General features: G+C 34.1%; 20 protein-coding genes and 1 tRNA gene. 10 read left to right on the forward strand and 11 right to left on the reverse strand.

Annotated features, from left to right (window positions below):
- Positions 1-57 precede the first annotated feature (57 nt).
- Positions 58-645, reverse strand: a complete 588-nt coding sequence (locus tag ACFPVY_RS01175; RefSeq protein ID WP_379789852.1) for a hypothetical protein — start codon at positions 643-645, stop codon at positions 58-60.
- A gap of 155 nt (positions 646-800) precedes the next feature.
- On the opposite strand from ACFPVY_RS01175, the gene ACFPVY_RS01180 reads away from it, so the two are divergent.
- Positions 801-2,426: a DUF6377 domain-containing protein gene (locus ACFPVY_RS01180; RefSeq protein WP_379789853.1), complete on the forward strand. Its 1,626-nt coding sequence runs from the start codon at positions 801-803 to the stop codon at positions 2,424-2,426.
- Between the two features lie 175 nt (positions 2,427-2,601).
- Positions 2,602-4,818, forward strand: a complete 2,217-nt coding sequence (locus ACFPVY_RS01185; protein ID WP_379789854.1) for a glycoside hydrolase family 3 C-terminal domain-containing protein — start codon at positions 2,602-2,604, stop codon at positions 4,816-4,818.
- A gap of 136 nt (positions 4,819-4,954) precedes the next feature.
- On the opposite strand, the gene ACFPVY_RS01190 is transcribed toward ACFPVY_RS01185, so the two are convergent.
- Positions 4,955-5,028, reverse strand: a tRNA-Arg gene (locus ACFPVY_RS01190).
- 105 nt (positions 5,029-5,133) lie between these two features.
- Between ACFPVY_RS01190 and ACFPVY_RS01195 the strand changes: the two genes are divergently transcribed.
- Positions 5,134-5,646 carry an adenine phosphoribosyltransferase gene (locus tag ACFPVY_RS01195; protein ID WP_379789855.1) on the forward strand — a complete coding sequence of 171 codons (513 nt, stop codon included), beginning with the start codon at positions 5,134-5,136 and terminating at the stop codon, positions 5,644-5,646.
- Here ACFPVY_RS01195 and ACFPVY_RS01200 read toward each other — a convergent pair.
- From ACFPVY_RS01200 to ACFPVY_RS01220, 5 genes are all read right to left on the reverse strand, one after another.
- A complete protein-coding gene (locus ACFPVY_RS01200; protein ID WP_379789856.1) occupies positions 5,643-5,783 on the reverse strand; it encodes an SsrA-binding protein in 141 nt (46 codons plus the stop codon). The genes ACFPVY_RS01195 and ACFPVY_RS01200 overlap by 4 nt on opposite strands.
- A gap of 73 nt (positions 5,784-5,856) precedes the next feature.
- On the reverse strand, positions 5,857-7,458 hold the full coding sequence (locus ACFPVY_RS01205) for a M56 family metallopeptidase (RefSeq protein ID WP_379789858.1): 1,602 nt from the start codon (positions 7,456-7,458) through the stop codon (positions 5,857-5,859).
- A 1-nt stretch (position 7,459) separates the two neighbouring features.
- Complete coding sequence (locus ACFPVY_RS01210) at positions 7,460-7,819, reverse strand: BlaI/MecI/CopY family transcriptional regulator (RefSeq protein ID WP_379789859.1); 360 nt, start codon at positions 7,817-7,819, stop codon at positions 7,460-7,462.
- Positions 7,820-7,975: 156 nt separating this feature from the next.
- Positions 7,976-8,767: an MFS transporter gene (locus tag ACFPVY_RS01215; protein ID WP_379790258.1), complete on the reverse strand. Its 792-nt coding sequence runs from the start codon at positions 8,765-8,767 to the stop codon at positions 7,976-7,978.
- The gene (locus tag ACFPVY_RS01220) at positions 8,685-9,236 is read right to left on the reverse strand and encodes an MFS transporter (RefSeq protein ID WP_379789860.1); all 552 of its coding nucleotides are present in this window, start codon (positions 9,234-9,236) and stop codon (positions 8,685-8,687) included. The genes ACFPVY_RS01215 and ACFPVY_RS01220 overlap by 83 nt, the downstream gene beginning before the upstream one ends.
- A gap of 97 nt (positions 9,237-9,333) precedes the next feature.
- Here ACFPVY_RS01220 and ACFPVY_RS01225 point away from each other — a divergent pair, with 97 nt between their 5' ends.
- The 6 genes from ACFPVY_RS01225 (at position 9,334) to ACFPVY_RS01250 (ending at position 13,435) form a co-directional block, all read left to right on the forward strand.
- Positions 9,334-9,936, forward strand: a complete 603-nt coding sequence (locus ACFPVY_RS01225) for a DUF1684 domain-containing protein (RefSeq protein WP_379789861.1) — start codon at positions 9,334-9,336, stop codon at positions 9,934-9,936.
- The gene (locus ACFPVY_RS01230; RefSeq protein WP_379790259.1) at positions 9,937-10,587 is read left to right on the forward strand and encodes a TatD family hydrolase; all 651 of its coding nucleotides are present in this window, start codon (positions 9,937-9,939) and stop codon (positions 10,585-10,587) included.
- Between the two features lie 11 nt (positions 10,588-10,598).
- The gene (locus ACFPVY_RS01235) at positions 10,599-11,315 is read left to right on the forward strand and encodes a tRNA threonylcarbamoyladenosine dehydratase (RefSeq protein ID WP_379789862.1); all 717 of its coding nucleotides are present in this window, start codon (positions 10,599-10,601) and stop codon (positions 11,313-11,315) included.
- Between the two features lie 305 nt (positions 11,316-11,620).
- Positions 11,621-12,082, forward strand: coding sequence for an IS200/IS605 family transposase (gene tnpA / locus ACFPVY_RS01240; protein WP_379789863.1), 462 nt, complete (start codon positions 11,621-11,623; stop codon positions 12,080-12,082).
- 27 nt (positions 12,083-12,109) lie between these two features.
- Entirely contained in the window at positions 12,110-12,766 is a 657-nt protein-coding gene (locus ACFPVY_RS01245) for an HAD family hydrolase (RefSeq protein ID WP_379789864.1), read from the forward strand.
- Between the two features lie 9 nt (positions 12,767-12,775).
- Entirely contained in the window at positions 12,776-13,435 is a 660-nt protein-coding gene (locus tag ACFPVY_RS01250) for an HAD family hydrolase (RefSeq protein WP_379789865.1), read from the forward strand.
- Between the two features lie 59 nt (positions 13,436-13,494).
- Here the strand turns inward: ACFPVY_RS01250 and ACFPVY_RS01255 are convergent, their stop codons facing one another.
- The 3 genes from ACFPVY_RS01255 to ACFPVY_RS01265 are packed head-to-tail and all read right to left on the reverse strand — an operon-like array spanning position 13,495 to position 15,944.
- Positions 13,495-14,775, reverse strand: coding sequence for a cryptochrome/photolyase family protein (locus ACFPVY_RS01255; RefSeq protein WP_379789866.1), 1,281 nt, complete (start codon positions 14,773-14,775; stop codon positions 13,495-13,497).
- Between the two features lie 2 nt (positions 14,776-14,777).
- A complete protein-coding gene (locus ACFPVY_RS01260) occupies positions 14,778-15,473 on the reverse strand; it encodes an SDR family NAD(P)-dependent oxidoreductase (RefSeq protein ID WP_379789867.1) in 696 nt (231 codons plus the stop codon).
- A 6-nt stretch (positions 15,474-15,479) separates the two neighbouring features.
- Complete coding sequence (locus tag ACFPVY_RS01265) at positions 15,480-15,944, reverse strand: SRPBCC family protein (RefSeq protein ID WP_379789869.1); 465 nt, start codon at positions 15,942-15,944, stop codon at positions 15,480-15,482.
- 138 nt (positions 15,945-16,082) lie between these two features.
- Between ACFPVY_RS01265 and ACFPVY_RS01270 the strand changes: the two genes are divergently transcribed.
- Positions 16,083-16,931: a DUF2911 domain-containing protein gene (locus ACFPVY_RS01270; RefSeq protein WP_379789870.1), complete on the forward strand. Its 849-nt coding sequence runs from the start codon at positions 16,083-16,085 to the stop codon at positions 16,929-16,931.
- A gap of 50 nt (positions 16,932-16,981) precedes the next feature.
- Here the strand turns inward: ACFPVY_RS01270 and ACFPVY_RS01275 are convergent, their stop codons facing one another.
- A complete protein-coding gene (locus ACFPVY_RS01275) occupies positions 16,982-18,700 on the reverse strand; it encodes a sodium:solute symporter family protein (RefSeq protein ID WP_379789871.1) in 1,719 nt (572 codons plus the stop codon).
- Positions 18,701-18,794: the final 94 nt, after the last annotated feature.

The following is an 18,794-nucleotide window of genomic DNA, read 5'->3' on the forward strand; positions in this document are numbered from 1 at the left end:
AAAAAGGCACTAAATTTTTAAAATTTAGTGCCTTTTCCTTAAAAAAACAATGCTTACTTAAAAACTATAACCAATTTTAATTCCAGCTCTGAAAACAAAATTATCTACATTTTTATTGTCAACATCGCCTTTTCCTTTCACTTCCCATTTCCAGTTGCCGCCAATTGAAGGGTCGATGCTAACTCCGCCAACTAAAAAACGATATCCTACATTTGGGTTAAAAATACTCCAATAAGAATACGTTCCATCGAATTTTCCTAGAGAACCAATCTGTTCGTCGAATTTTATATTTCCGTAAGAAATAAAATTTTCGCCGTAAAAACCGTCCCATTTTCCTTTTTGGATGTAAGTTCTGCTTCCTAATTCGATTACAAAACCTTCGCCGTCAACGTCCACAAAATTATTGTCATAATTCATTTGACCATAAGAAAGATTCAGTAATTTTGAAGTATTTCTGTCGTGTTCTGTGTCTTTATTCTTGTATTCAAAGCTCAATCCAAATTGACTTGGATCTGAAAAAGTATAATTTGCTGCAACCGTAAATCGATTTGTCGGAACTTCTGATTTAACTTCCGTTGTTGTGGTTTCTTCTTGTGCAAAACTTACCATTGGCAAGAATAGTGCTAAAAATAAAATTTTTTTCATGATGTTTTTTACGTTTAATGGTTTTAAGACTTAATAAAAGCCTTCTATTGACATAGACGATTTTAAAAATGAAATGGTTGCATCACATTATAAAAATAATCATTTTCCGTTTGTTATATTTGTGGCAGTAAATTTTAAAAGCGTTGAAAAGAGTAATGTTTTTCCTAATTCTGATAGCAACTGTTTCCACTTATGGAAGCACAGATTCTATTTTTAAAGAATTAAATTATGCGATGAAACACAAATCGCAGTATGATAAGAACAAAGAAAAACGTATTTCTCGCTTAAAAAAAATGCTTTCTGGCGAAATGTCATTGTTGCAAGAATATGATTGCAACAAGAATTTATTTTCAGAATACAGAAAGTTTAAAGTCGATTCTGCGATTTACTATGTAAAGAAAAATAAGAGAATTGCGGAAATTTTAAAAGATAAAAAGTTAATTAATTTGGCGCAATTGCAACTTGCAAATTTGTTTTCTTCGTCAGGAAAATATTTAGAATGTGAGCGAATTTTGAAGGGCATTGATTCAAAGAAACTCCAAAAAGATATTCTTCCATTATATTATGAAACATATGGTCAATTTTTAGAACATTATTCCACAAGCACTTACAACGGCCAATTCATCAAGCAAATTTCTTCCTACCGAGATTCACTACTTTCGGTTTTAGAACCTTATTCGGTTAAATATAAAATTAATTTAGCTCAGAAAAATATCGAAGCCGGAGCTGTTTCAATTGCGCAAAAAGAGTTGCTGCAATTAGCTTCAGAATCACGGAAAAGAGACCAAGATTTTGCGATGATTGCTTATTTGATTGGGCAGACTTATAAGATTAACGGCGATGCCAAATTAGAAAGAGAATATTATATGCTTTCTGCAATTACAGATATTGAAAATTCAATTAAAGACAATGCTTCGGTTCAGAATTTGGCTTTGATTTATTATGAAACAGGCGATATCGACAATGCGTATCGCTTCACAAAATCGGCTATTGAAGACGCTATTTTTTGCAATGTAAAATTCAGGACTTTACAGATTTCTGAACTATATTCAATTATAAATACCACTTATTTAGACAAAGAATCTAAGCGAAAAGAGCAACTTCAGTTGTACTTAATATTGATCAGTATTTTGTCTTTATTGCTGATAATTGCCATTGTTTACGTATATCATCAGATGAAAAAGGTTTCAAAAATCAAGGAAGAATTACATCTGAATAGTCAAAAATTAGCTGAATTAAATAGCAATATTATTCAAAACAATGATTTGCTTAACGACCGAAACAACCAATTATCAGAGTCAAATCGCGTCAAAGAAGAATATATTGCACACTTTTTTGATATGTGTTCGACGTACATCAACAAGCTTGAAAATTATAGAAAATCGCTTAATAAAAAAGCTTCTGAAAAACAGTTGGAAGAATTGTTTAAAATGTTGAAATCAACGACTGTTGTGGATACAGAATTGGAAGAACTTTACAAAAATTTCGATTCAATTTTCCTTAATTTGTATCCAACTTTTGTCAGAGATTTTAATTCCTTATTGATAAAAGATGAACAGGTAATTTTAAAGCAAGGCGAATTATTAAATACGGAACTTCGCATTTTTGCTTTGATAAGACTAGGAATTACTGACAGCGTAAAAATTGCAGCATTTCTTCGATATTCATTAAGTACAATTTACAATTACAGAACAAAAACCCGAAATAAGGCCGTTGTTTCAAGAGATGAATTTGAAGAAATGGTTTCAAAAATCGGAATAATTCCCGGAAAAACGTTCTAATTTTATTTTAAAGCACTACTTTTTTTGTATTAAATATTTATCTAACATATTGTAAATAAGTAATTTGTAATTTTCAGTCGCTACTTTTTTTGTGTTACAAGTATTAAAACCACTATATCGTTATAGTTTTACAATTCGAATAACTACAAAATATCCAAAATTAAAACCCAAAAATATGTTCAAAAATAGCATTTCAATTGCTGTCGCCGTCCTTTCTTTTTCGTTTTCAGTGAACGCACAAAAGAAGGTCGCCGTTTATTTAGACAATACAAAACCTCTTAAAGAGCGTGTGGAAGATGCACTTTCTAAAATGACGCTTGAAGAAAAAATTGCGATGATTCACGCGCAGTCAAAATTTAGTTCGCCGGGTGTTCCAAGATTGGGAATTCCAGAAAACTGGATGACTGACGGTCCACACGGAATTCGTCCAGAAACATTGTGGGATGAATGGGATCAAGCCAATTGGACAAACGATTCTTGCATTGCATTTCCAGCATTGACGGCACTTTCTGCCACTTGGAACAAAGATATGAGCTTACTTTATGGGCAATCTATCGGTGAAGAAGCGCGATATAGAAATAAAAATGTGCTTTTGGGACCAGGCGTAAATATTTATCGTTCGCCATTAAACGGAAGAAATTTTGAATATATGGGCGAAGATCCGTTTTTGACTTCGAAAATGGTGGTTCCTTATATTCAGGGTGTTCAGTCAAACGGAGTTGCTGCGTGCGTTAAGCATTTTGCCTTGAATAACCAAGAAACAAACCGTCATACTGTGAATGTGGTCGTTGACGACCGCGCACTTTATGAAATTTATCTTCCGGCATTTAAAGCCGCCGTTCAAGAAGGAAATACTTGGACAATCATGGGGGCTTACAATCGATATAAAGGCCAACAAGCTTGCCATAACGAATATTTGTTGAACAATATCTTAAAAGGCGAATGGGCTTTTGAAGGAACTGTAATTGCTGATTGGGGAGGCGTAAACAATACAAAAGAAGCGATTTTCAACGGAATGGATTTGGAGTTTGGAACTTGGACTGACGGACTTTCAAAAGGTTCTAAAAATGCTTACGACAGCTATTTCTTGGCACAGCCTTATTTGAATTTAATCAAATCTGGAGAAGTAGGAACAAAAGAATTAGACGATAAAGTGCGTCGTGTTTTGCGTCTTTCTTTCTTGACAACGATGGCAAAAGACAGACCAGCTGGTTCATTTGGAACAGAAGAGCACGCCTTGGCCGGAAGAAAAATTGCTGAAGAAGGAATCGTTTTATTGCAAAACAACAATAATATTCTTCCGATTAATTTATCAAAATCTAAGAAAATTGCAGTTATAGGTGAAAATGCAATTAAGATGATGACTGTTGGCGGCGGAAGTTCGTCGCTTAAGGCAAAATATGAAATTTCTCCGCTTGACGGATTGAAAAATAGAATAGGGAAAGAGGCAGAAGTGGTTTATGCAAGAGGTTATGTTGGAGACGCTTCAACGGATTACAACGGCGTAAATTCTGGACAAAATTTAGCAGAAAAACGTTCGGCTGAAGAATTAAGAGCAGAAGCTTTAAAAGTAGCAAAAGACGCTGATATCGTGATTTTTGTTGGAGGTTTGAACAAAAGCGATTACCAAGATAGCGAAGGTCACGATAGAAAATCATTAGGACTTCCTTATAATCAAGACCAATTAATTACAGATTTAGTAAAGGTAAATAAGAATTTGGTTTTTGTAAATATTTCTGGAAATGCTGTGGCGATGCCGTGGATAAAACAAGTTCCGGGAATTGTTCAAGGTTGGTTTTTAGGTACGGAAGGTGGAAATGCGTTGGCTTCTGTTTTGGTCGGAGATGTAAATCCTTCAGGGAAGTTGACATTTACATTTCCTGCGAAATTGGAAGATAACGGAGCGCATGCCATCGGAGAGTTTCCGGGAAGCAAAGATGTAAATTATTCAGAAGGTATTTTTGTAGGTTACAGATGGGCTGAAATGAAGAAAATCACGCCATTATTCCCTTTTGGCCACGGACTGAGCTACACAACTTTTGAATATGGCAAAGTTTCAGCAGACAAAACCCAGATGAATGCTTCTGATAACATTACTTTTAGCGTAAAAGTGAAAAACTCTGGAAAACGTGATGGTTCAGAAGTGGTACAATTATATATTTCTGATTTAAAATCTTCGTTGCCAAGGCCAATTAAAGAGCTAAAAGGTTTTGAAAAAGTAGCGTTAAAAGCAGGAGAAGAGAAAACAGTAACGTTCACGATCGATAAAAAAGATTTAAGCTTTTTTGATGATAAAAAACACGACTGGGTTGCTGAACCGGGAGATTTTGAGGCAATCGTTGGCGCTTCTTCCGCAGATATCAAAAGCAAAGTAAAGTTTGAACTAAAATAATTTTTCTTGTTATAATTGAAAAGATCCCAACTCAAAAGGTTGGGATTTTTTTATGCTCTAAAACTTTTGAAATCTGAATTATTGGCAAATAAAAAACCGCAAACTATTGAAAAACAATATTCTGCGGTTTAAGTTGTGACCTCGACTGGATTCAAACCAGTAACCTCTTGAGCCGTAATCAAGTGCGCTATTCAGTTGCGCCACGAGGCCATGCTTTAAGTTATGAATTCGTAAATAACATAACCTTATTGCGGGTGCAAATATAAAGATAAATGTGTAATTTGCAAGCCTAAATACAATAAAATTTCAAAAAAAATGTCAATAGAAAACTACATCCGTGATATTCAGGATTTTCCGAAACCAGAAATAGGTTTTAAAGATATAACACCACTTTTGGCAGACCCAAAAGCCACCGAAGAATGCCTTGAATTGTTGCTAAAAGGTGTAAACGGCAAAAAAATTGACAAAGTAGTGGGAGTGGAAAGCAGAGGTTTCTTTTTCGGAACATTGCTTGCGCAGAAATTAAATGCAGGTTTTGTGCCGGTAAGGAAACCAAAAAAACTTCCGTTTACAACAATATCTGCAACTTATGATTTAGAATATGGTACAGATACTTTAGAAATCCACACAGACGCGATTCAAAAAGGTGATAAGGTTTTAATCCACGATGATGTGTTAGCAACCGGAGGAACCGCAAAAGCAGTTTGTGAATTGGTAGAAAAATTAGGTGGCGAAATCGTGCAGTGCAATTTTATAATGGAGCTTACTTTCTTGAAAGGGAAAGAAAAGATCGGCGAATATCAAGTGTATTCTCCGCTAAAATATTAGTCCAAAGCTCTTGTGGTCACAAAATATTTCCAGGCAATAATTGCTTTTTGAAACTTTGTGGCTTTGGCTAAATCAAGCTGTTCTTTGGTGTAATTTGGCAAAAGCCATTTATTTAATTTTGCTAATAATTTGAACATAATCGCTGGTTTTATTTTAAAGATACAAAAAAAGGCTGTCATTTTAGACAGCCTTTTTAATTTTATAAAGATATTAATTGGATCCTTGCGCTTGCATTTTTTCTTGATAAGCTTCCATTTCAGCTTCAAATTTTTCCATTTTTTTCTCAAAATCTGCCATTTGCTTTTCAAATTCTGGAGTAAATGCTTTTTCCATTTGCTCTCCATATTTTTCCATTTCTTTCTCAAATTTGGCAAATTCACCTTCTTTAGATTTCATTTGAATTTCAAATTGTTTCATTTGTTCCTCAAATTTTTTCCAATCTTTATTTTTTTCGTCATAAGCTACGCTTGGCGCGATTGGAGCAGGAGGCATAACTGGCGCAGCAGGAACCGGAATGTTTCCAATATTTGGCATCGCCGGCATTTGTGGCATGGTTGGTGGCACCGGAGGAACTGGCATTTCCCCTTGAGACACCTGCATTTTAGAAGTTACTGTACTCGCACTTCTTGGATTTTCATATACCGATGAACCCACGCTTGAAATCGAAATTGAATTCGAGCTTGCGCTAATTTTAAAAGGCGTAATGGGACTGTCACTTTTTTGATAATTTTCAGAAGAATTTCCTTTTTTATCTTCATAAACGGTTTTAATCGCGACAATTTCGTTTTTTGAATTTCTCTTTACTTTCGAAAATTTCAACGTAACTCCTTCTTTTTTAAGTTCTTCAGCTTTTTGTTTTAAATCTGCATCGGTTGAATTTTTGTCGATAACAATTTCGGTATCAAAATTGTTTTTTTGATCGGTGCGTGGTTTTTCTTGCGCCACAGTTTTCACTTGAAATTGCAACATAAAAATGGTTAGCAACGGCAAAATTGCCAAATACTTCAATGAATTTCTCTTTTTTGATTGATTTTTGTTTAACATAACGATTCGTTTTTTGATTAATGATTGAAAAAAATGATTAGTGATTGGAATGCATTGATGAGGCGCACTTACTTTTAATAATGTTTTTTGATAAATTATTCGGTCTGGAACAGCTTTTAACGCCTGAGAATCTGCAATAAATTCTAAATTTTGGGCGATTGCTTTTTTATGAAACCAAGCAAAAGGATTAAACCAAAATACGATGCAAAACAATTGGCTTAAAATCATATCAGCCGAATGATATTGCGCGCTGTGAACTTTTTCGTGTTCCAAAATATTTTCTAATTCCACTTGTTTAAATTGGCTTGAATTAAAAACAATGTAATTAAAAAAAGAAAAAGGCAATTGTATTTTAGTGGTATCCAAAAGTTTAAATCGTTCAAATTCCTGAATTTTTTGATTCTTTAAAATTTTTGATAATGCAATTAAGTCTTTCAAAAACTTCGACAAAAAGAAAAGCATTCCGATGGAGTAGATTCCGACAAGAACATAAAACCAATTGATTTCAAACGCAGGTTCAGCCGAAGAAGTAATAGGTTGATACACCATATTGTTTTGCTTTGGAACAAATTGGCTAACAATCGGTTCTACCAAAATTACTTTTTTAAATAAAATAAAAGGCAAAACAATTGAAGTCAAAATTCCTGATAAAAGGTACCATCTATTGGCGTTAAAAAATGTTTCTTTTCGCAGTAAAAAGAAGTAAGCCAAAAAGAAAATGGTCAGCAAAACAGATACTTTTCCTAAATATAGTGCAAAATTTTCCATATTATTTTTTGTTTTCGATCATGTCTAAAATCTCACGTAATTCATCGGCAGAAATTTTTTCTTCTTCGGCAAAAAAGGACACTAAATTTTTATAAGAACTATCAAAATAATTATTGATGGCCGTGGTCATAAAACGTTTCCTGTAATCTTCCATCGCCACAATTGGATAATATTGATGTGAATTTCCAAATGCATTGTGCGCCACAAAACCTTTCTCTTCAAGTATGCGAACGATGGTGGAAAGCGTATTATAATGCGGTTGATCTTCCTTAATTTCGGCCATAATTTCTTTTACGAACGCTTTTTCAAGTTTCCATAAAATCTGCATAATCTCTTCTTCCTTATTTGTTAACTTTTGCATTTTTGTATTTTGATTTTTAATAGAAAAACTTCAGAATAGATAACTGACATCCAAAGTTTTTCTATAGAACTAACTTTAACAATACAAACCTACAACTATATTTTTAGTTTGCAAACTATTTTTATAGTTTTTAAACTAAATTTTTAGTTAGATAAATTATTTGTCTGATTTATAGATGAATGTGTAGTCAATCCTAAGTAGCATTCGATTTAAATAAATGAAACTGAAACAAGCAACGAGTCCCATAATTCCCATAACGAGCCAATTGGTCTGATAACCAAAACGCGCGATAATTTCCATTCCAAGTTTGGCGCTGGTGATGTGAGCAAGACTAAAACTCATCGTGTAAAGCGCCATATATCGACCTTCGTGACCTTTTGGAGCACGGCTCATCGCAAAAGTATTTGAAAACGGAAAGTTCAGCATTTCTCCAAAGGTGATCAGAAGCATTCCTATAATTAAAATTCCGGACCAAACATTTATCAGTAAACTAAAATAGCTTAAGCTCAAAAGAAATGTTCCCCAAAGTATGATTTTCAATTTATTCACGCTTTTACGTTCAAAATAATTCACCATCGGCATTTCCAGAAAGAAAATAATCAGTCCGTTCATCGACATCAATAATCCGGTTTGAAATTCTGTAAGATGATACCATTCAGATTGATACAAAGGCAAAGTCGTAAATAATTGGAAGAAAACCATTGCTGTCAAATAACTTCCCAATAGAAAAACCCAAAACGGAGTGTCTTTAAAAACCGATTTTACAACGGCTTCTTCAAAATTTTGATGATCTTCATAAGGTGATTTTTTCTTTTCCTTGACCAATAATCCGAAGATTAAAATAGCTGTGACACACGATAAACCGTCAATCCAGAACAATCCTTTGTATCCAATTCCCATAATAATCAAGCCTCCCAAAGCCGGTCCCGCTGCAAAACCAAGATTCACCGCCAAACGAACCAATGTAAAAGCACGTGTTCTGTTTTCGGGTTTTGCGTACGCGCCAAGCGAAACATACATCGCCGGCCGAAACATACATCGCCGGCCGAAACATATCTGCGATGATCATCACGACGAACATTCCCAAACATAATCCGATAAATGAAGTGATGAACTGAATGCAAAAAATTAAAACGCCACTGGTAAATAAGCTGAAAATCATTATCTTATAAAATCCGATTTTATCAGAAAGTTTTCCGCCAAGCCAAGATCCGATCATGGAACCAAATCCGAAACAAACCATTATCCAACCAACTTCGCCATAAGAAAAATGCAAATCTTCTTTCAAATATTTAGAAAGAAACGGCAAAACCATCGTTCCGGCGCGATTAATAAAGGTGATCAGCGTCAAAATCCAGATTTCTTTTGTGAAACCTCTGAACGAATCGATATAACGTTTGAAAGCTTTTTGAAGCATTGATTTGTGAATTTTGAAACAAAGTTACAAAGATTGTAAGGCTTTTTTGATAAAGGAAAACGGATAATTTTGCTTATTTTTGCATAAATTAAAAACGATGAAGACGCTTCTAAATATCTTGTTTTTGCTCACATTTTCAATTTCTTTTGGACAAAATAGTTTCGTAAAAGATTCGGTAATCGCGTTTCAAAAGCAAATCAATTCAGAATATGCTGACGCGAAAGAAAGTCCGCTTTTAGAAAAAGACCTAAAGAAATTCAAGTCGCTAGATTTTTATCCAGCAAATGAAAACTTTTTTGTTTTGGCAAAATTCGTGAGAACGCCTGACGAAAAACCTTTTGAAATGCCCACAACGACAACTCGAAAACCAGTTTACGTTAAATATGGAGAAGCACATTTTTCAATCGACGGAAAATCTTTCAAATTAAATATTTACCAAAGCCAGGATTTGAAGAAAATCGAAAAGTATAAAAACAGCTTGTTTTTGCCGTTTACCGATTTGACTTCGGGCGCTGAAAGTTATGGAGGCGGAAGATATGTTGACTTAGAAATTCCTGAAGGAGAGTTGATTCCGATTGATTTTAATACCGCTTACAATCCTTATTGTGCTTACAATCATAAATATTCGTGCCCAATTCCACCACAAGAAAATGATTTGGCAATTGAAATAAAAGCGGGCGTAAAGAAATTCAAAAAATAAATTTTGTACTACAATCTTCACACACATAAAGCCACGAACGAACCCGATATTTTTGAATTGGTCAATCAATATCCGCAAGAATTTGATGCTTCGATTCCAAATTATTCTATCGGAATTCATCCTTGGTACATCGTGGAAAATCGTTTGGAAGAAGATTTGAAAATAATTGAAGGAAAGCTTTCTGACGAAAATTGTTTGGCTATCGGAGAGTGCGGTTTGGACAAAAGAATTGAAATTCCGTTTGATTTACAGGAAGAAGTTTTCAAAAAACATTTGGCTTTGGCCGAAAAATTTAAAAAACCAGTAGTAATTCACTGCGTGGCTTCTTTCCAAGAATTAATCAAGATAAAAACCGATTTGAAAATTTCAGTTCCAATGATTATCCACGGATTTTCAAAGAAACAAGAACTGGCAAAACAGCTTTTAGACAACGGATTTTATCTTTCTTTTGGAAAATATTTGCTTAGAAATCCCGAATTAGAGTCAGTTTTTAAAAGTATTCCAAACGATAGATTTTTGCTAGAAACAGATACCGTTGAAGAAAAAATCCAAGAAGTTTATGAAGTTGCTTCGAGGTATAAAAACTTAGAAATAAAAGATTTAAAAGATATTGTTGAAACTAATTTCAGAAGCATTTTTTCTGAAAAATAAAATGTAAGATTATGGCAGAATGGACTGAAAGAGCCGAATTGTTGTTCAAAAAAGAAGGCTTAGAAAAATTAAAAAACGCAAACATTTTGATTGTTGGAGTAGGTGGAGTTGGTTCGTTTGCAGCCGAATTTATCGCAAGAGCCGGAGTTGGAAAAATGACGATTGTTGATGGCGATGTTGTTGATATTACAAACATTAACCGACAATTGCCAGCGTTGCATTCAACTGTTGGAGAACCAAAAATTGACGTTGTTGGAAACCGTCTTTTGGATATAAATCCAGAATTAAAATTGACAAAAGTAAAAGAGTTTTTATCGCCAGAAAGAGCTTTTGAAATTGTTTCTGACGAATTTGATTTTGTGATGGATTGCATAGATAGCGTAACTCCAAAATTAAATTTGATTATCGCCGCAAAGCGTAAAAAAGTAAAAATTATCAGCAGTATGGGCGCTGGCGGAAAAATGGAAGCGTCAAAAGTAAAAGTGGCCGACATTAGCAAAACCCAAAACTGTTTCTTAGCGAAAGCCATCAAAAAACGCTTGAAAGAAGTGAAAATTGATAAAGGCGTGAAAGTTGTTTTTTCTTCAGAAATTCAAGATGAATCGAGTTTAAAAACAACCGACGGAAAGAATTACAAGAAATCATTTTATGGAACAAACAGTTATATGCCGGGGCTTTTTGGGCTTTACGCTGCGGAAACGGTGATTAGACATATTTTGAATAAATAGTATAGTCCCTACGGGACAAAACATTTTGGACGGCAATGTTTTGCTACCGATATTTAATTCCTACGGAATATCTTTGAGAACCTTCAATCTTATCTCAAATATTTTACCAAAAGTAGCTTCTTAAACAAAGTCAATCTGGAGTAATAAAATATCGGTGAAAAAATAAATTTACGCCAACCAAAAATGTCCGTAAGGATTGTTTAAATAAAAAATATCTTCAACATTGATAAATTCCGTAGGAATTAAATATCGGTAGAAAAAATAAATTTAGACCAATCAAAAATGTCCCGTAGGGACTATATATTATGCCAAACACATACACACAAATTCACATTCATTTTGTATTCGCTGTAAAATTTCGTAACGGATTAATAAATGAGAATTTTAAAATTTCGTTATACAAATACATAACTGGGATTATCAAAAATAATGACCATAAACTTTTGGCAATTGGGGGAATGCCTGACCATATCCATATTTTAATCGGATTTAGGGCGACACAATCAATGTCAGATTTAATGAAAGATGTGAAGCAATCATCTTCAAAATGGATTAATGAAAATAAGTTTGTCAATGGACATTTTCAATGGCAAGAAGGATTTGGGGCATTTTCATACAGTAAATCTCAGATAAGCGATGTTATTAAGTATATTGAAAATCAAGAAATTCACCATCAAAAGAAGACATTTAGGGAAGAATATTTAGAAATCTTAAAGAAGTTTGATGTTGAATATGATGAGAAATATATTTTCAATGAACTAATTTAAAAACGCAACTACAATAAACACAACACAATGATTAAAACAGTAATTTTTGATATGGACGGCGTGATCGTTGACACAGAACCAGTTCACAGATACGCTTATTTTCACCATTTTGATGAATTGAATATTCCGGTAACTGATGAAATGTTTGCTACTTTCACAGGAAATTCGACTCGAAATGTGTTCCAAAAGCTGAAAGATATTTTCAATTTAGAGCACGAAGTGGAGAATTTGATCCAAAGAAAAAGAAACATTTTCAATGATGCATTTGATACCAAAGAAGATTTGCATTTGCTTGACGGAGTTGAAAATTTGATTAAAGATTTATACCAAAACGGAATCCAATTGATTGTGGCTTCTTCTGCTTCAAAGGTTACAATTGATCGTGTTTTCAAGCGTTTTCACTTGCACCAATATTTTTCTGATATTGTGAGTGGCGAGGATTTTCCGAAATCAAAACCACATCCTGCGATTTTTGAACACGCTGCGTCGTTGTCTATGGCGCCAAAAAACGAGTGTATCGTGATTGAAGATTCTGCCAACGGAATTCAAGCAGCAGTTTCTGCGGATATTTTCTGCGTGGGTTACAACAGCGAGCATTCAAAATTGCAAGATTTGTCAAAAGCCGATTTGATTATCAATCATTTCAACGAACTATCAGCCGAAAAAATTAAGAATTTAAAATAGAATTTCCCCATGGTTAAGACCGTAATTTTCGATATGGATGGCGTGCTGGTCAACAGTGAGCCATTGCATCACGAAGTCAGTTTGGTACATTATAAAGATTTAAATATTGAAGTAACAGACGATATATTTGCCACATTTACAGGTAATTCCAATAAAATGATTTACCAAAAATTGAAGGACAGATTTGAATTGCAACAAGAAATTGAAGATTTGATTTTAGCAAAAAATAATCTTTTTATTGATGCTTTTGACAAAAAAGAAGACCTTGAATTAATGCCGGGAGTGAAAGATTTGATCATTAATTTGTACAAAAACGGAGTACAATTAATAGTAGCTTCTTCTTCAGAAATGGAAATTATTGACAAAGTTTTTGAGCGTTTTGACCTAAATCAATATTTTACGCACAAAGTAAGTGGCAATGATTTTCCAGAATCAAAACCAAATCCAGCAATTTTTATCAAAGCGGCTTCGTATTCAAAAGCTCCAATCGAAGAATGTGTCATCATTGAAGACAGCACAAACGGAATCAAAGCCGCAAAAGCGGCTGGATTTTTTTGTATTGCTTATAAAAGTGAAGGCGTTGATTCTCAAGATCAATCCTTGGCTGATGTAATAATTTATGATTATAAGGATTTGGATTTTGAGAAGATGAAGAGTATAAATTTATAAAGTTTTTTAGCCACGAATTCACGAATTGTTTTTGAAAATTCTTGAATTCGTCGCTAATTTCACGCCACCGCTTCCTTATAAACTTTCAAACATCTTTCTCTGGCTTCTTTGTGATCTACAATCGGTTTGTAATCAATTTCTTGAAACTCAGGAACCCATTTTTTGATGTATTTAAAATCTTTGTCGAACTTTTTCACTTGCTCACTCGGATTAAAAATTCTGAAATAAGGCGCGGCGTCGACACCACTTCCTGCTGCCCATTGCCAGTTTCCAATGTTGCTGGATTGTTCATAATCCAAGAGTTTCTCTGCAAAATAAGCTTCGCCCCAACGCCAATCGATTAACAAATGTTTGCACAAAAAGCTCGCAACCACCATTCTCACACGATTATGCATATTTCCGGTTTCGTTTAATTGACGCATTCCGGCATCAACGATTGGATATCCGGTTTTTCCTTCGCACCAACTCTTGAATTCCTTTTCATTGTTGCGCCATTTGATATTGTCATATTTTGGACGGAAACTTTCGGTCACGGTATTGGGGAAATGCCACAAGATTTGCATAAAAAATTCACGCCAAATCAATTCATTAAGGAACGTTTCCTGCTTAAATTCGGAAGCTTTTTTAGCAATTTGACGAATACTTACAGAACCAAAACGCAAATGCGGACTCAAATGTGAAGTTCCGTCAACACTTGGAAAATCTCTGGTTTCTTTATAATTTTCTATGATTTTTTTGGAGACATCAAAATCTTCCACTTTAATCTCTGAGTTCTTAAAACCAATATCATCTAAACTTAAAAAAGGATAATTGTGAGTGGCAATTTGGTCTAATTTTTTTTCAGAATGATGCTGTCTGACACTTTTTTCAGAAAATTTCTCTTTCCATTTTTTTGAGAAAGGAGTGTAGACTACATAAGGTTTTCCATCGTCTTTCACGATTTCGTCTTTTTCAAAAATCACTTGGTCTTTAAAAGCGTGAAACGAAATGTCATTTGATTTTAATAGTTTTTCAATTTCTAAATCGCGTTTTTTTGCATACGGTTCATAATCGTGATTGGTAAAAACGGCTTTGATTTTATGTTCTTTACTAAGTTTTTTAAAGACTTTTTCAGGCTCATCGTGGAAAACCGCAAGCGATTTTTTTTCTGCTTTCAGTTGATTCTGAATTTTTTCCAATAACTCACAAATCAAATTCACGCGTGCGTCATCCTTCGGAAGTTCGGCCAAAATATTAGGGTCGAAAATAAATACAGGAAGTGTTTCTCCATTAGAAAGCGCTTCAAAAAGCCCGCAATTATCTTCTAATCTTAAATCTCTTCTAAACCAAAATATATTCATTCTTAATTTGTATTTAATGTAGAAATCCCACCATCAACGTTCAAAACTTGCCCAGTGACCCACGATGATTCATCACTTAAAATAAAATTAACCATTGAAGAAATATCTTCAGGTTGCCCAATTCTTTTTAGCGGATGTCTTTCTGCAGATTTTTCTTTTTTCAAATCAGAATTTAGAAGTTTTTCAGAAAGAGGCGTTTCTGTCAAAGAAGGAGCAATGACATTTAATCTAATTTTAGGAGCATATTCTGCAGCAAAAGCTTTTGCGAAACCTTCAATCGCACCTTTTGAAGCGGCAATGCTGGTGTGAAATGGCAAACCGTTTTTTGCAGCAACCGAACTAAAAAGTACAACGCTTGCATGTTTTGAATTTAATAACTTTGGAAGAATTTGTTGCACTATTTTAATCATTCCTAAAAAATTTATCTCGAAATCATCTTGGAAATTTTCAACTTTCAACGACCTAAACGGTTTCAAATTTATAGTTCCCGGACAATATACAAATCCGTCAATTACTTCGGGAAGTACTGAAATGTCAAACGTTTCTCCTTTTAAATCAAATGGAATATGAGTGATTTCTAAATCTGATAAATTTTCTTTTGTTCGAGAAGCTACAAAAACGTTATTATCAAGTTGTAATTTTTTTATTGACGCAAAACCAATTCCCGTCGAACCTCCGATGAATAGTATATTTTTCATTTAATTTTATTTAAAATCTCCAAAAAGTTCAACCAATTTCTTCTGTCTGAAAGCAAATATTTCGTCCAACTTTGGCTTGACCAAAAAAGGATGCACCATTTGTCCTAAAATTCCCATCGGCACTTTATAATGTACAATATCTTCCATCTCCACGCCACCCGGAATTTCCTTTAAAAAATGCTTGTGATGCCAGAAAGCATAAGGTCCGAAACGCTGTTCGTCTACAAAGAATTTTTTGTCTTGAACGTGCGTAATTTCAGTTACCCATTGCAATTTTATTCCGAATAAAGGTGTGATGTGATAATGGATTATTTGACCCGCAAACATTTCTTTTTCATCTCCAGAAAGAGTTTTGAAACCCATGGATTTCGGAGTAATTACTTCTAGATTTTTGGGATTTGCAATAAAATTCCAAGCTTCTTCTAACGAAACTGGAAGATTTTGCTTTGTATGTATTGAATATAATTTCATAGAAGTAAAAATACAAAATTGTTTAATGTAATTCGTATAAAGTTAAACAAATATAATCTTTTTAGTAAGTTTTATTTAACTAAAAACTCAATTGAAATTATTAAATTCGCAGTCAATTAAACAAAAACTATTCAATTTATGAAAAAGATAATTATCGCAACGGGTTTGCTTTTAATGACTTTGAGTGCTCAATCTCAGGTTAAAACACCACAAGCGAGTCCGAAAGCTGATGTGCATCAAGTAGTTGGCTTAACAGATGTTCACGTTGATTATTCTCGTCCAAGTGCAAAAGGAAGAGCGGTTTTTGGCGATTTGGTTCCTTTTGGGAAACTATGGAGAACCGGTGCTAACGGAAATACTGTGGTTACTTTTAGCGAAGATGTGAAAATCGGGGGAAAAGATTTGCCTAAAGGAAGTTATGGCTTATACTCGATTCCAAGAGCGGATTCTTGGGATGTAATTTTCTACAAAGACACGAATGCATGGGGATTGCCAGAAGATTGGAGTGAGAGCAAAATCGTTTTAAAGACGTCTGCAAAACCTGAAAACTTGAACAGAAATGTGGAAACTTTGTCAATTGCGGTAAATAATATCACCAATGATTCTGGTAATTTAGAGATTTCTTGGGAGAAAACTTTGGTTGCTGTGAAGTTTGATGTTCCGACGCAAAAAACAGCTTCTGAAAGCATCGAAGCGACTTTGGCAGGACCATCTTTGAATGATTATTTTGCTTCGGCTCAATATTATTACCAATCAAATGGCGATTTAAACAAAGCATTGGTTTGGATTAATAAAGCAATCGAAAAATCGAAAGGTGAAGCTCCATTTTATATTTTAAGACAAAAATCTTTGATTCAATATAAATTAGGCGATAAAAAAAGTGCAATCGAAACAGCAAAATTGTCATTGGCCGGCTCAGAAAAAGCGAACAATGCTGATTATGTGAAAATGAACAAAGACAGCATCAACGAGTGGAGCAAAAAATAAGCTTCGAATAAATTTTTTAAAAGCTGATTGCAGATTTGTAATCAGCTTTTTTATACCTTATTTTCTCTATAATTATTGAAATATTGAATTGTTACACCAACGATAATCGTAATAACAACGCCAATAAAATTCAGCCATAAGTAACTCAACTGCTCTTTCCCGGAAGGATAAATGTAAATAGCGAAATAATAAATCAAGAAAATTGCCAATTGACTGAAAACTGCCGCCCAGAAAATTGCTTGCGCTTTTACATATTTTACATAAAAAGCAACCAAGAATATTCCCAGAATTGTTCCGTAAAATATGGAACCAATGATGTTTACAAACTGAATTAAGTTTTCAAATAACGTTCCGAAACAAGCAAATAAAATCGCGATAAGTCCCCAAAGCAATGTGAATCTTTTTGAAGCTTTTACGTAATGTGCGTCTGATTTTTCTTCCTTGATATTTCGTTTATAAATGTCAATAACAGTTGTTGACGCTAATGAATTAATTCCTGCAGCTGTGGATGACATTGCAGCACAAATAATTACAGCTAGCAATAATCCGATGAAACCTTTTGGTAAATAATTGATAATGAAGTGAATAAAAACATAATCACTATCTGTTGTTTTATTTTTTTGATTCGCCTTACTGATTAAAACTTTAGCATTTTCACGAAGCGTTTTTTCTTTTTCTCCTAAAGATATTATTCTGTTTTTCAGAACTTTATTGTCGGTTTCAATGTTTAATTGGTTGACATAAGCCAGCGTAACTTGTTTCTTTTCTGAAGCAACTTCCACCAATTGTCCTTCCAAATTTTTATAATCTTTTGCATAAATCGATTTCTCAATACTCGCTTTTGAGTTCGGATTAAAGTTGATTGGAACGGCTTGAAATTGGAAGAAAACATACACCATAATTCCGACCAAAAGTATAAAAAACTGCATCGGAACTTTTAATAACGCATTGAAAACCAATCCCATTTGGCTTTCTCTGACTGATTTTCCAGATAAATAGCGTTGGGCTTGTGATTGGTCAGTTCCAAAATAGGAGAGGGCCAAGAACAAACCTCCGGTCAAACCTGTCCAGACCGTATATCTTTTCTCCTTGTCGAAAGAAAAATCCAGAATATTCATTTTATCATTTACGCCAGCAATTTGCAGTGCGTTATTAAATGTAACTTCTTCAGGGAGAAGGCTTAATATAATAAAAAACGCAATAAACATTCCCGACATAATGATAAACATTTGCTGTTTTTGCGTCACGTTTACAGCTCGAGTTCCGCCAGTCATGGTGTAAATTATAATCAAAATTCCGATGACAATATTCATCAAATTTAAATTCCAACCTAAGATTGATGACAAGACAATTGCCGGCGCATAAATCGTGATTCCGGTTGAAAAACCTCTTTGAATCAAGAATAAAATGGCGGCAAGCGAGCGTGTTTTTAAGTCAAAACGTTGCTCTAAAAATTCATAAACTGTATAAACTTTCAGTCGGTGATAAATCGGAATAAACGTGATGCAAATAATAATCATCGCTAACGGAAGTCCGAAATAAAACTGCACAAAACCCATTCCGTCGTTGAAGGCCTGACCTGGAGTTGATAGAAAAGTAATCGCGCTGGCTTGGGTTGCCATAACAGAAATTCCCACGGTATACCACGGCGTTTCGTTATTTCCCAAGATATAATCTTGCACGTTTTTACTGCCTTTGGTTCGCCAAGCGCCATAAAAAACGATGAATAAAAGCGTGATAATTAAAACAACCCAGTCAATTGTCTGCATTTATGAAAAATATTGCATTATAAAATAAAAAATGAGAATATACAGGGCATTCATTACAATCACCAAGGTGTAATTTCTTTTCCAGTTTCTGATT

Source organism: Flavobacterium qiangtangense (assembly GCF_042658345.1).
Classification (GTDB): domain Bacteria; phylum Bacteroidota; class Bacteroidia; order Flavobacteriales; family Flavobacteriaceae; genus Flavobacterium; species Flavobacterium qiangtangense.

Excerpts from the sequence above, each read along its gene's own strand:
- ACFPVY_RS01175 (WP_379789852.1), bottom strand. The coding sequence starts at position 645 with ATGAAAAAAATTTTATTTTTAGCACTATTCTTGCCAATGGTAAGTTTT.
- ACFPVY_RS01180 (WP_379789853.1), top strand. The coding sequence starts at position 801 with ATGTTTTTCCTAATTCTGATAGCAACTGTTTCCACTTATGGAAGCACA.
- ACFPVY_RS01185 (WP_379789854.1), top strand. The coding sequence starts at position 2,602 with ATGTTCAAAAATAGCATTTCAATTGCTGTCGCCGTCCTTTCTTTTTCG.
- ACFPVY_RS01195 (WP_379789855.1), top strand. The coding sequence starts at position 5,134 with ATGTCAATAGAAAACTACATCCGTGATATTCAGGATTTTCCGAAACCA.
- ACFPVY_RS01200 (WP_379789856.1), bottom strand. The coding sequence starts at position 5,783 with ATGTTCAAATTATTAGCAAAATTAAATAAATGGCTTTTGCCAAATTAC.
- ACFPVY_RS01205 (WP_379789858.1), bottom strand. The coding sequence starts at position 7,458 with ATGGAAAATTTTGCACTATATTTAGGAAAAGTATCTGTTTTGCTGACC.
- ACFPVY_RS01210 (WP_379789859.1), bottom strand. The coding sequence starts at position 7,819 with ATGCAAAAGTTAACAAATAAGGAAGAAGAGATTATGCAGATTTTATGG.
- ACFPVY_RS01220 (WP_379789860.1), bottom strand. The coding sequence starts at position 9,236 with ATGCTTCAAAAAGCTTTCAAACGTTATATCGATTCGTTCAGAGGTTTC.
- ACFPVY_RS01225 (WP_379789861.1), top strand. The coding sequence starts at position 9,334 with ATGAAGACGCTTCTAAATATCTTGTTTTTGCTCACATTTTCAATTTCT.
- ACFPVY_RS01235 (WP_379789862.1), top strand. The coding sequence starts at position 10,599 with ATGGCAGAATGGACTGAAAGAGCCGAATTGTTGTTCAAAAAAGAAGGC.
- tnpA (WP_379789863.1), top strand. The coding sequence starts at position 11,621 with ATGCCAAACACATACACACAAATTCACATTCATTTTGTATTCGCTGTA.
- ACFPVY_RS01245 (WP_379789864.1), top strand. The coding sequence starts at position 12,110 with ATGATTAAAACAGTAATTTTTGATATGGACGGCGTGATCGTTGACACA.
- ACFPVY_RS01250 (WP_379789865.1), top strand. The coding sequence starts at position 12,776 with ATGGTTAAGACCGTAATTTTCGATATGGATGGCGTGCTGGTCAACAGT.
- ACFPVY_RS01255 (WP_379789866.1), bottom strand. The coding sequence starts at position 14,775 with ATGAATATATTTTGGTTTAGAAGAGATTTAAGATTAGAAGATAATTGC.
- ACFPVY_RS01260 (WP_379789867.1), bottom strand. The coding sequence starts at position 15,473 with ATGAAAAATATACTATTCATCGGAGGTTCGACGGGAATTGGTTTTGCG.
- ACFPVY_RS01265 (WP_379789869.1), bottom strand. The coding sequence starts at position 15,944 with ATGAAATTATATTCAATACATACAAAGCAAAATCTTCCAGTTTCGTTA.
- ACFPVY_RS01270 (WP_379789870.1), top strand. The coding sequence starts at position 16,083 with ATGAAAAAGATAATTATCGCAACGGGTTTGCTTTTAATGACTTTGAGT.
- ACFPVY_RS01275 (WP_379789871.1), bottom strand. The coding sequence starts at position 18,700 with ATGCAGACAATTGACTGGGTTGTTTTAATTATCACGCTTTTATTCATC.